Consider the following 12,517-nt stretch of genomic DNA (forward strand, 5'->3'; position numbering starts at 1 on the left):
CCACTGCTGGGACAGTTAGTTATCTATGGAGATCTAGCTTTGTCTCTATATGTTAAGAAGTATAACAGTAATTTGACAAAAATGCCGATCTGTTAAATATGAGTATACCCATAGACAACAATTAATCTCTCTAGGTTTCCAGAAACTTTCTAGGCTTCTGACAAAGATTTAGTTAATTTTTATTGAATTAACTCGATTCTCATTCTGAAAGACTTACGCCCACGAAAATGCTCGCAATGAACAAAATACAAGTTTTGTCAAGATACGTTGATAATTCTTTAGAGGGTAGGGTAGAGAGTGGATTTTGGATGCTTGCCTCCTCCTTATCCCGAATCCCCAATCCCCAATTTAATTTTTGTGAGCAAAAGAGAGTGTCGCTGGGCATACTAACGAGAAGGAATCGACACAATTTAGACGATTTGGAATCCTCAATGGTACTTGCTGACAAGAGAAAAATCAAATGGTTGCTGAATATATAACGCTAGATCGTTTAGCTACTCAGTTGAGTGAGATGAAGCACAAACATTTCAGTGGACGTGTTTTACTAAAAAGTTCATTGGGACATGAGTGGTGTCTTTATGTTTACCTCGGTCGCATCCTCTATGCCACTGGAGGTATTCATCCAACTCGGCGTTGGGTGAGAAATTTGACGATCGCAGGTATAGATGTCAGCAATGCGGCAGATCTCCAAGCTCGAATTGATGCGCTGACAGATATTTCAGCATTGACACCAGCAGAGCTAAATAGTTGCTGGGAGTATTACCTGCTCGTTAATTGGGCAAAGCAAGGTCGGATTAACAGAAATGCATTGATCGTGCATATTCAAACCACGATCGTGGAGGTACTATTTGATATCATTCAAGCTGAAAGCGTCACTTACGAACAGGTTGAGCAACATCAACTCAGTCCTCAGTTGACGTTAATCGATATCGATCGAGCATTTGGTTTAGCAGTGCAACAACAGCAGCAATGGCAACAAGTGGGATTGACAGATATTTTGCCCGATCGAGCGATCGAAATTGTGGCGACTGACAAGTTTCAACAGATGGTTTCAGTCAATACTTATCAATCAATCCGATTTATCTTAGATGGGAAATATAGTATTCGGGAAATTGCGGCGAAGGCTCGGAAAGCACCTGTCGCAATCGGACAATCTTTTCGATCGCATCTCCAGTCTGGGGTACTGGCATTAGTAGATCTGCCTGACTTCCTGAGTCCGATCGATCGGGCTAAACAGCTACATGGACTCGACGCACCATTGATTGTTTGTATCGATGATAGCCCGTTTGTGTGTGATCGCTTAGAACAAATTTTTCAGCAAGAGGGTTATCAATTTATTAGTGTGATGGATTCGCTCAAAGCAATTCCGATCGTCATTGCCAAAAAGCCACAGTTAATTTTTCTAGATTTGGTGATGCCAAATGCTAATGGTTATGAAATTTGTAGTCGGCTGCGGAAAATTGGCACTTTTCAGAATACACCTATTGTGATTTTGACAGGTAATGATGGGGTGATCGATCGAGTCCGTGCCAAGGTTGTTGGTGCAACTGATTTCTTGACTAAGCCAGTTCAATCAGAATTAGTTCTGGAAGTTGCCCAAAAGTATCTAAAAACCGCAGCTCGAGTAATTGGGTAAGAAGGGTCAAAGAACCCTTTACCCTTTACCCTTTACCCTCTAACCTTTACCCTCTAACCTTTACCCCTCCCCCCCTTTCTTATGTCTACCGCCTTAATTGTCGAAGATGTCCAGACCGATCTAATGATTTTTACAAGCTATTTAGAAACATTAGGTTGGCGTGTAATAGTAGCAATGAATGGAGAAGAAGCACTGACTTATTTAAGTACAAATACGCCAGATATTGTTTTCTTAGATGTCGTTCTCCCTGGACGCAGTGGGTTTGAAATTTGTCGAACGATCAAGTCGCAGATAGGTACCCAAAAGATTCCAGTAGTAATCTGTTCGACTAAAAATACTGATATGGATCGATTTTGGGGATTGAAACAAGGTGCCGATCTCTATTTGACTAAGCCAGTAAACAGACATGACTTTATAGAAGTATTGCAAAAATTAGTTAATTAATTAGGATGTCATCTTCATCACTTGTCGATTCAGATCGATCGACCTACCAGCAATTTTTGAGATTTCAGCTTCAGCCCAATCTGATGGCGTTAATTGAGATCGAACTAGTTACAGAACTAGTCAATATTTTGGTCGATCGAGTAGTGCCAATGCCCCATCTACCATCCGCAGTAATGGGTGTTTACAATTGGCGAGGTGAGATTCTCTGGATTGTCGATTTGGCAATGCTATTAGGTTGTGGATCTCCGCGCCGTTATCGCAGCCTCCAACCGACGATGATTCTTACCAGCAATCTCAATAGTGAAGATCGACAGCAAAAAACAATTGGCTTTGTTGTCGATGAAATTGCCGAACTTGAATTGTGCGATTTAGATCTAATTGAATCTCCTCTTCCAGATAACATCTATCCAGAATTTTCGGACTGGGCAAGGGGCTTGTGGTCATCGACTACGGGTGAAAGTTTCCTGGTGTTGAATGGAGCTACAATCCTCGATCGAGCCAGTTTTCATGCTGATGTCTAATTAGGTTTTAGGCTTTGGGTTTTAGGCTTTAGTCGATAACTTAAATATCCGATCTGTTAGTGAACTTAAATTAATTTTGATATAAAAATAAACTGATGAATACGATCGAACGTAACGAAACTTCAGAAAATGCTACCCCTCCAGAATCTCAAATTTTGGATACTACATCTACAGATTTATTCCCGTTGGTAGCCACAGAACAGGCAAATCTGACTGAATTGCGTTCGTCAAAATTAACTATCGCTCAAAGAGTAAGCCACCAACATTCACGGACATTGCAGCGACAAATTTTCTTGACAATTTTACCATTTATTGTCCTACCAATCGCAATTAGTGGATGGATGATGTTCCATGAGATTAACGAACATAACTCAGCAGATCGGGAGCAAATCGCTCATCAAAATGTGGAATCACATTCTCGGATAGATCTGATTATTTTGCTATCGATGGGTTGCATCAATTTAGGTGCGGCGATTTGGATGACCCGCCGACTTTCCAACTCTTTTAAGCAAGTAACTGCCAAACTCACTGATGCGGCAAATGGTAATCTCTCCGTCCAACTCGAATCTGGCGATACTGCGGAATTTCAAGAGCTTGCCGAGAGCTTTAACCAATTAGTTGCTAACTTTAGTCAGACGCTTCAACAACAGCAATTGGCAGCACAGGCAAACAAGTTATTTGGCAGGGTTGCGCTCAGAGCGCAGGAATCAGTAGATCTGCTGCAAGTATATAATACTGGCGTAATTGGCATTGCCGAAATTCTCAAAGTCGATCGAGTGTCGATCTACCGTTGCAATCGGGATGGAAGTGCTGTTGTCGTCGCCGAATCAGTAGCATCTGGCTATCAGCCGACACTTTCGACTTCCATCGGACAGATGTATTTTGCGGAGTCCCCCGCCGAATTAAAACGGTATCAGCAGGGCGAAATCGTCGAGATCGACGATCTGCAACAGATCCAAATCACTCCCCAGCGACGGGATCTGTTCGCTAAAATGCAAGTGAGATCGATATTGTCGATCCCAATCTTGGCGGGTAAACAATTGGTGGGTTTACTAGTAATCCATCAATGCAGTCGGGTGAGACAGTGGCAACCTTGGGAAGTGTCTTTTGGCAATCAAGCTGCACTGCGATTGGGTTTAGCTGTCGAACAGATTACGACGTGGAATATTCAGGCTGTGGAATTGCGCCGGACAAATATGTTGTCTCAGGCACTCCAACTAAATGAACCAGTGGAGTTGACAGATTTACTCGATCGCGCGTTGGAAATTATTCGCCAAGAATTTAATCTCGATCGGGTAATGGTGTTAGATCTGTGCGATGTTCGCGCGGGACAAGAGATCGCTACCGCCGTCAAGCCAGGTTGTTTGATGATAGATGAAGCGGCAATCGGCCAGTATTTAGACTATGAATTTGAGCGTAACGATCTTGAACCAGAACAGATTTCTAGTATTTACAACCTGGATGATAGTGGGGGACTGAAGGCAAACGAGATCGAACTGTTAGAAAATTTCCAAATTCGCGCGCGGTTGGTGGCACCGATTTCCGTCGAAGGTCGATTGTTGGGATTGGTAGTTGGACATATGTGTACGGAAGATCGCCAGTGGAAACCAGCCGAGATTGACAAATTTGCCATCGTTGCCAATAAAATCGGATTGGTCATCGATCGCCGCAACTCGATCGGTCAACGAGCAGATCGGTTACATTACAAGAATTTGCTCTCAGAGATCATTCTAAAACTGCGGGAATCACTCGATCGAGATGAGATTATTGCCACCGCATTGACTAATTTACGACAGAATTTTGGACTCGATCGAGCAATTTTCATCAGTCTAAATGAGAACTCGCCAGCGACGATCGTCGCCGAATCACTCGCACCTGGCAACCTGTCGATCTTAGGTGAAGTAGTCGATAATTCTTTGCTCGAACAAGCTCAAATTTCTGGCTCCCAGAAAGGACAAATTACGGCGATCGAGGATATCTATCGAGAGGGGTTTAATGCTGCTCAGATCCAGCAGATCGAAAGCTTCCAAGCGCGGGCAAGTATCATGATGCCGATTGTAGTTAACACCAAATCGATCGGGTTAATTATTGGAGATATGTGTCACGGTACGCGGATGTGGGAGCCAGTCGTCGTCGAGACAATCGGGGAAATTGCCACTCAAATCGGTCTGGTTTTGAATCAGGCTCAACTATTCGCCCAAAGAGAAAATGATGCCCGAAGATCGCAAATTATCTCTAACTTTACCCTGCAATTGCGGCAATCCTTAAAACGAAAAGATATTCTGACTACGGCTGTCGAACTCGTGCGTCACGCATTGGATCTCGATCGAGCCATCATTTTTGAGCTAGATTCAGCTCTTAATGGCACAATTGCTGCTGAATCTGTTGCGGCTGGAAAACTCTCGATTATTGGCCAGCACATTGAGGATTGTTGTATCAAAGATGCGGGATACGCACAGGGGAAATTTACCGCATTCGCGGATATCTATCACTCTGGCTTGACTGATTGTCATATTCAGATGCTAGAAAAGCTCCAAGTGCGGGCGAATTTGGTCGTGCCGATTTCAGTCGACGGTCACTTATTCGGCTTATTTATCGCCCATGAGTGTCAATTACCCCGTGCATGGCAACCAGAGGAGATCGATTTATTCAATCAATTATCTACTCAACTCGCTCTGGCACTCAACCAGGTATTGCTACTCGAACAACGAGAAGCAGCGGCAAAGCAAGCTCAATTTTTGTCAGAGATTACGCTCAAACTCCGTCAATCGATTGACGAAACCAAGATTCTCAGTATCGCGCTCCCAGAAATTCGGACAGCTTTGGGAGTCGATCGCGCTAGCATTTTGGTGGTAGATAATCATGGCGAAGGTGAAGGTAAAATTATTGCTGAATCGATCGCCTCAGCCGAATTTTCCATCATGGGTGCCACTGTTGCTGCGGAATATATGTTTGAAGTTTTTGGCAGGGGTTATCAAGAGGGTTCTTTTATTCAGGTCAACGATCTCCAGGTATCGGATTTTAGTGCAGCTTTAATCTCGCATTTACAAAGAATTAACATCAAATCGATCGTCACGACTCCAATTATTGTCAACAATAAATTTTTTGGACTATTTAGTATCACAATGTGTCGGAGTCCAAGAGATTGGCAGCCGTCGGAAATAGATCTTCTGCTCCAAATCGCTACTCAAATCGGTGTTGCCCTCACCCAATCGCAGCTAGTTCGTCAACTGGAAGCTGCCAATTTACAACAGTCGGGATATGCTGCCAGTCAAGAAGCCGCGCGACAAATTCTCCAGAAAAATGCTTGGGATCTGCTGATTCAAGTCGATCGGATCAGCCAAGGCGATCTGACAATTCGCGCTCATGTAACTGAAGACGAAATTGGTACGATCGCCGATTCCTACAATTCTACCGTCGCCAGCTTACGACGATTGGTCAACGACGTGCGAAATGTCTCGCAGAAAGTAGTCAGCACCACGAATCTCAATGAAATTTCGGTCGCCGAACTGTCGATCGAAGCTCTCCAACAATCTGAGGATATTGATTCCGCACTCCATCGACTGCGAGAGATGTCTGGATCGATCGATCTAGTTGTGAGCAATGCTCTGGTTGCCGAATCCGCCGTGATGGAATCAGCCAAATTAGTCCAAGCTGGCGATGCCGCGATGAATTTGGCGGTGGAAGGGATTCTCACCATTCGCAATACCGTTGCCGAAACAGCCAAAAAGGTCAAACGGCTGGGTGAATCTTCCCAAAAAATCTCGAAAGTTGTCAACCTGATTAGTAGCTTCGCCGCCCAAACCAACCTCCTAGCACTCAATGCCAGTATTGAGGCAGCGCGGGCGGGTGAAGAAGGACGAGGATTTGCGGTAGTCGCCGAAGAAGTTCGCTCTCTGGCGCGCCAATCTGCCACAGCTACAGGTGAAATTGAGAATTTAGTCGCTAGTATTCAAGCACAGACGAGTGAAGTGGTAATGGCGATGGAAGCTGGTACCGAACAAGTAATTATCGGTACCAGACTGGTTGATGAAACTCGTGCCAGTCTCGATCGCATTACCGCCATCGGTGCCAAAATCGGCGAACTTGTCGAATCGATCGCCCAAGCCGCTCTCGTGCAATCAGAAAGCTCGGTACAAGTAACTCACAGTATCGATCGAGTCGCCAATATTGCCACTAAAACCTCCACGCGGGCGGATAATGTCCAAGCCTCATTCCAAGATCTGATCCAACTCTCTCAGGAATTACAGCAGAATATCGGTCAGTTTAAAATTGAGTAGCTAAGTTAGGGGATAGGTGATAGGGGATAGGAAATAGGGTGCTTAGGGATCGAGAGAATAGAGGATCGGGAGGATGCTTGCGTCCTACAACCTAAAACCTAAAACCGACCCTCTATCTCCCAAATAATCCAAATCCCCTCATCTCTAAAATTAGATCTTTCCCCTATCCCCTATCCCCTATCCCCTCCCCCCTAGCCATGTACATCGACCCAGAATTGCGAGATCGAGTTTATCAATTGTTCAGCTTGGAAGTGCCCAAGATGTTACAGGAGATCGAAACAGAACTAGTGACTCTGAGTATCGATCGGAGTGGGACTAAGGTCAAAAAATTGTTGCGTGCAGCTCATTCGATCAAGGGGGGTGCGGCAAGTTTGGGGTTGACAGAAATTACCGATCTCTCTCATCAAATTGAAGATATTTTTAGGGTGCTCAATCATCCAGAGTTGCCCTTCGATCGCAAGTTAGAACTACTCTTATTTGAAATTTATGACTATCTGAATCAACTTGTCACTGCGGAGATTCGAGGGGAAATATTACCACAGAGTTTTCATACCAAAACTCAAATCGTCCTCGCCAATCTGGACGAAGAGATCGGTCACTTTGTCATCGCTGGACAACAACTACCAGACTGTCTGTTGATTGGGATCGATATGACTCAATCAATTTTTGAGATCGATGTCGCCCAAAGTTTGGCCAGACTCGAACGGGTACTACTAGATCCAGACTGTCATCATATTGTCGTGGGCGAGTTTCGCGCTCAATCAGAAGTATTTACTGGAATTGCGGCACTCACGAATACACCTTGTTTTGGCAAGCTCGCTCATGCCACCATTGCCGCTTTAGACCGTCATCCCCACCGCGCTCGGGAAATGTGTTGTTTTGCCCTAGTAGACTTTTATGCTGCCTTAGAAGCTGTCCTGATTGGCGATCGAGATGCGTGCGGTCAGATCTCTCCAGGCTTTGCATTTGCAATCGCCGAACCACCCCAGATCGCCATTACTACCGAGCAAACCAAACCAATGGTGGTAGTTGCTGGCGATTTATTCGATCTCGAAGATCTGTTCGACGATCTTTTACCTGCTTTCGCTCCGCCAGATTTGGAACTCGGTGGCGATTTTCTAACTGTAGGCACAGCCGCGCCGCTGGAGCATCTCATCCTCGATCTCAACAATGACGAGCTTGAATCGTTTGGCTGGGCGGCTGAAGCGCAACTCGATCGACAGATCCCACCGCAGTTAGATTTTCCAGGGTTGACTAGTGACGATCAAGATGAATTTGATTTCTTAATTGAAGACAGCCGATTCGCACCAGCGATGGCAGTGGAAGCTAGTTTCAGTTTTGACTTGGTGGATATTTTCGATCTCCCCAGTAACCAGAGCTTCGGATTTCCCGCGATGGCAGTGGAAGCTAGTTTCAGTTTTGACTTGGTGGACATTTTCGATCTCCCCAGATCTCTGAATACTTCCCTCAGCAGCAATAACCTGGAGATAATGCTGACGGAAATCACTAGTAATTTCGACAAATTTGCATCGATTACACCATCGACATTTGCGCCGCCACCCAGAGAAATCGCGCCAATTCGGGTCAAAAAGTCGCGGAAACTAGCTATTTCGCCCATCCCGCAACTATCAGTGCGAGTCGGCATCGATCGATTGGAGCGGATGAATAATCTGATGGGCGAACTCGCGATCGAGCGACATGGATTAGCATTACATAATGAGCAATTTAGCGATACCTTGGCGCGACTGCGCGCGAAATGCGATAATTTCCAGTCAATTGGCGATAACTTACGACAGGTTGCCGATTCCTTGGCGATCTCCGCCCATCAGCCACCAACACAGAACGATTTACCTGACGAGTTTTCACTCAATGAGGATTTCAGTCAAGAATTCGATACCCTCGAACTCGATCGCTATAGCGAAGTCCATCATATCGCCCAAGCCACGATCGAGCAACTCGCCCAAATCGAAGAACAGATCGAGGATCTCTCCTTGTTTGTCACCCAATCCCACCATCAGATCGATCGCCAAAAACAACTCCTCTCCCATCTCCGCGACGATTTAATGTGGGCGCGAATGTTACCATTGGGCGAAATTCTCAATCGTTTTCCCCGCAGCATTCACGATCTGTCGATCGAATTTAACAAACCCGTCGATCTCAAAATTGTCGGAGCTGGAGTCCTCGTAGATCGAGCTGTAATCGACAAACTTTTCGATCCCCTCGTCCATCTCCTCCGCAACGCTTTCGACCACGGCATCGACCCCCTGGCCGCCCGTCAAGCAATGAATAAACCCGAACGCGGCTCGATCGAAATTAATGCCTACCATCAAGGTAGTCAAACAGTCATTGAGATCGTCGATGATGGCGGTGGCATTGACATCGAGCGGATTAAAGCCAAAGCGATCGCCCAGGCAATTATGACCGCGACAGATGCTGCTACAGCTACCCGAGCGCAACTCCTCGATCTTCTGTTCTCTCCAGGTTTCTCTACAGCCGATCGAGTCACGAAATTATCTGGACGCGGCATGGGTTTGGACATCGTCAAAGAGCAGATTCGATCGATTAAAGGGACGATCTCGATCGATTCTCAAGTGGGAGTCGGAAGTACTTTCACCCTCCGCATTCCGCTCACCCTGACGATCGCCCAGTTAATGATCTGTCAAGTCGGCAATGCGATCTACGCTTTCCCTGCTGATAGTATTTACAAAATTGTTGTTCCCACCCCTGCAGAATTGACAGCAGAAGACACTCAGAGAATCTTCCATTGGCGCGATCTAACCATCCCTATTTACAATCTTGCCGATCTCCTCACCTATTCGATTCCCATCCCCGAACGCCGGATTTCCCATACTCTCAAAAGTAGTGGTAACAACCCCGATGACTGGCTACCGCCACTGTTACTGATCCGCAGAGGCGATTTAATCGTCGCCATCGAGATCGATCTAATGATTGCCGAACAAGAGTTAACCATCGTCCCCTTTGGGAAAGCCATTACTCCTCCTAGTTATAGTTATGGCTGTACGATTTTAGGGGATGGAATTATCCTCCCTGTCATCGATCCGCACACTCTAATTCAGACATTAGTCGAACCTCCACGTTATTTATTCACTCCTAAGTTATTCTCAGCTCCAGCGATCGGTTCGATCGGTTCAATTCTGGTCATTGATGACTCGATTACTACCCGTCAGAGTCTGTGTCTCTCGCTCGAAAAATTTGGCTACCGCACGCTCCAAGCCAAAGATGGACAAGAAGCACTCCAAATCCTCCGCCATAAAACCAGCGAAATTAAATTGGTCGTTTGTGATGTCGAGATGCCAAACATGAATGGATTTGAATTTCTCAATGTCTATCGGCAAGATGCCGCGATTTCCCATATTCCCGTTGTCATGCTCACCTCTCGTAGCAATGCCAAACATCGTCAATTTGCCGCTCATCTGGGTGCGATCGACTATTTTATTAAACCCTATGTCGAACAAGATTTTATGACTGCGATCGGAAAAATAATTAATAATTGATAATTATTAATTATTAAATCTAGTACTAGTAATCGACGACATAAGTTCAGCCACCAGTTACAACGCCTCGCTCCCAATAACGAATCCCGAATCCCGAACCCCGAATCCCGAATCCCGAATCCCGAATCCCCCAAAAGAATATGTTTGCAAATACTGCCTTAAATAAATCGTCTAAACTAACCCCCAAAATTATACCAACGCTCGAATTAGTTGTGTTCGAGCTTGCCAAAATTAGTTTTGGGATTCCCATGACTAAAATTAATCGAGTCATTAGTAGTATTTTCATCGGTGAAGATTATAGTCTCACACAGGATGTCCAGATCCTCGATCTTCACCACCAACTAACTGGGTTAGAACTCTTAGAGCCAAACGCGATCGCCATTTTCACCAGCAAAGATCGACAATTATATGGTATCCCGATCGAAACAGTGCCGACTCTTGTTTCTGTGCCACTCGATCGAATTCGGATTTTACCTAGTGAATTTCGTACTAACAATCCCCTCGGAATTGCCAGCCATATTGCGATGGTTTCTAGTCCGGTTGCCGAATTAACTATCTTTATTTTAGATCGTTAACTCTAGAAAGTTCCGTGCAAAGTAAAAGATGAACGAGACGATTGACCGATTAATCAATTCTGCATTAGCAGCCGTCAACCCATTTGATGCGATTCAAAATCATTTATGCTTAGATGGCGACAATCTAAGGATTGAAGATTGCGTCATTAATTTAACTAATAAAGATATTCGTTGCGTCTCTATAGGTAAAGCTTCTGTACCAATGGCTCGATCGATTCACACACTGCTCGGCAGTCGGATTTCTCAAGGATTAGTTGTTACTAAATATGCGCATTTAGGCGATTCAAAACTTCCAGCTTATTGGAAATCGATCGAGTCAGCACATCCAGTCCCTGACAATCGTAGTTTACATGCTGGCGATCTCGTGTGGGACTTTCTCGCTGATTGTATAGATCGAACCTTAGTGATAGCTTGTATCTCTGGTGGTGCCTCTGCGTTAGTCGTCACACCAAGCAATTGGAGTGCCTTAACTAAACTATTAACCAATCCGCCCACCACCGAAATTACTCAGGAAACGCAACAATTAATTCAGGCGGCTGTATTGAATCAATCCATCGATATTAACACCGTCAATCCTGAAGAAAATATTTCTCTTGCAGCACTTCAATCGATCGGGACGGCATTATTAGGTAGTGGATTATCGATCGAGAAAATTAATGCAGTACGATCCAGGATCGATCGGTTAAAAGGTGGTGGTTTCGTCGAACGAGTTGGAGCAGGCAAAGTGATTGGATTAATTTTATCAGATGTCATCGGCGATCCAATTGCCTCGATCGCCTCAGGTTTAACCAATCATCCCGATGCCGATAATCTATTAGTGGGAAACAATCGTCAAGCCTGCGAAGCTGTAGCGAAAACTGCCCGTGAATTGGGCTACGATCCGCAGATCGTTACTACGGAAATGGATGGAGCAGCGCGGGTAAGAGGAGTGGAAATTGCGCGTGAAATTATTACGAAACCCGATCGAACTATTTTAATATATGGTGGCGAAACTACTGTTAATTTACCCGAACATTGCACTGGTAAAGGTGGGCGCAATCAAGAATTAGGACTAGCCGCCGCAATCGAATTAGCGATTCATCGTACCCCCGCTTGGGTAATAACCCTGGCAACTGATGGTACAGATGGGCCGACTGATGCGGCGGGGGTGACAGTAAACGAGATGACGATCGAACGCGCGTTATCATTAGGATTGGATGCTGATTCAGCACTCGATCGACATGATAGTTATCCATTCTTTCAGCAATTGGGCGGTCTACATCAAATTGGTGCTACAGGCACTAATGTCGCCGATCTCACGATCGCAATTCGTCCCTAGATGTAAGTTTATCTATCCAAATATGTCTTTATATAAAGGAATATTTCAATTATGACCGACTGCGTGGGTTTCACCACAACCACCATAAGAGTCCGTGCTAACATCCATCAGTGTAAGCACAAGTCATGAGAAGAGAGTATAGCTGTGGTACTACGGGTTGCTGTTGTCGGTTCTGGTCCAGCGGGTTCTTGCGCCGCTGAAGTGTTGGCGAAAGCTGGTATTGAAACT

The 12,517-nt window shown here is 45.2% G+C and carries 8 protein-coding genes; all 8 read left to right on the plus strand.

Translation table 11 applies throughout. The features are described from left to right. Positions 1 to 460: 460 nt before the first annotated feature. Positions 461 to 1,636, plus strand: coding sequence for a response regulator (locus tag RMO55_RS03185; RefSeq protein WP_310423391.1), 1,176 nt, complete (start codon positions 461 to 463; stop codon positions 1,634 to 1,636). Positions 1,637 to 1,717: 81 nt separating this feature from the next. After that, the gene (locus RMO55_RS03190; RefSeq protein ID WP_310423393.1) at positions 1,718 to 2,080 is read left to right on the plus strand and encodes a response regulator; all 363 of its coding nucleotides are present in this window, start codon (positions 1,718 to 1,720) and stop codon (positions 2,078 to 2,080) included. Between the two features lie 5 nt (positions 2,081 to 2,085). After that, positions 2,086 to 2,601 (plus strand): chemotaxis protein CheW, encoded by a 516-nt coding sequence (locus RMO55_RS03195; RefSeq protein WP_310423396.1) that lies wholly within the window; start codon positions 2,086 to 2,088, stop codon positions 2,599 to 2,601. 95 nt (positions 2,602 to 2,696) lie between these two features. Continuing rightward, complete coding sequence (locus RMO55_RS03200) at positions 2,697 to 6,881, plus strand: GAF domain-containing protein (protein WP_310423399.1); 4,185 nt, start codon at positions 2,697 to 2,699, stop codon at positions 6,879 to 6,881. A gap of 197 nt (positions 6,882 to 7,078) precedes the next feature. Continuing rightward, positions 7,079 to 10,396, plus strand: a complete 3,318-nt coding sequence (locus RMO55_RS03205) for a hybrid sensor histidine kinase/response regulator (protein WP_310423401.1) — start codon at positions 7,079 to 7,081, stop codon at positions 10,394 to 10,396. 140 nt (positions 10,397 to 10,536) lie between these two features. Continuing rightward, entirely contained in the window at positions 10,537 to 10,971 is a 435-nt protein-coding gene (locus RMO55_RS03210; RefSeq protein WP_310423404.1) for a hypothetical protein, read from the plus strand. A 28-nt stretch (positions 10,972 to 10,999) separates the two neighbouring features. After that, positions 11,000 to 12,289 (plus strand): DUF4147 domain-containing protein, encoded by a 1,290-nt coding sequence (locus tag RMO55_RS03215; RefSeq protein WP_310423407.1) that lies wholly within the window; start codon positions 11,000 to 11,002, stop codon positions 12,287 to 12,289. Between the two features lie 144 nt (positions 12,290 to 12,433). Next, positions 12,434 to 12,517 (plus strand): FAD-dependent monooxygenase (locus tag RMO55_RS03220; protein ID WP_310423413.1); only part of this gene is annotated, 84 nt, incomplete at its 3' end.

Source organism: Chamaesiphon sp. VAR_48_metabat_135_sub (assembly GCF_031418915.1).
Taxonomy (GTDB): Bacteria; Cyanobacteriota; Cyanobacteriia; order Cyanobacteriales; family Chamaesiphonaceae; genus Chamaesiphon.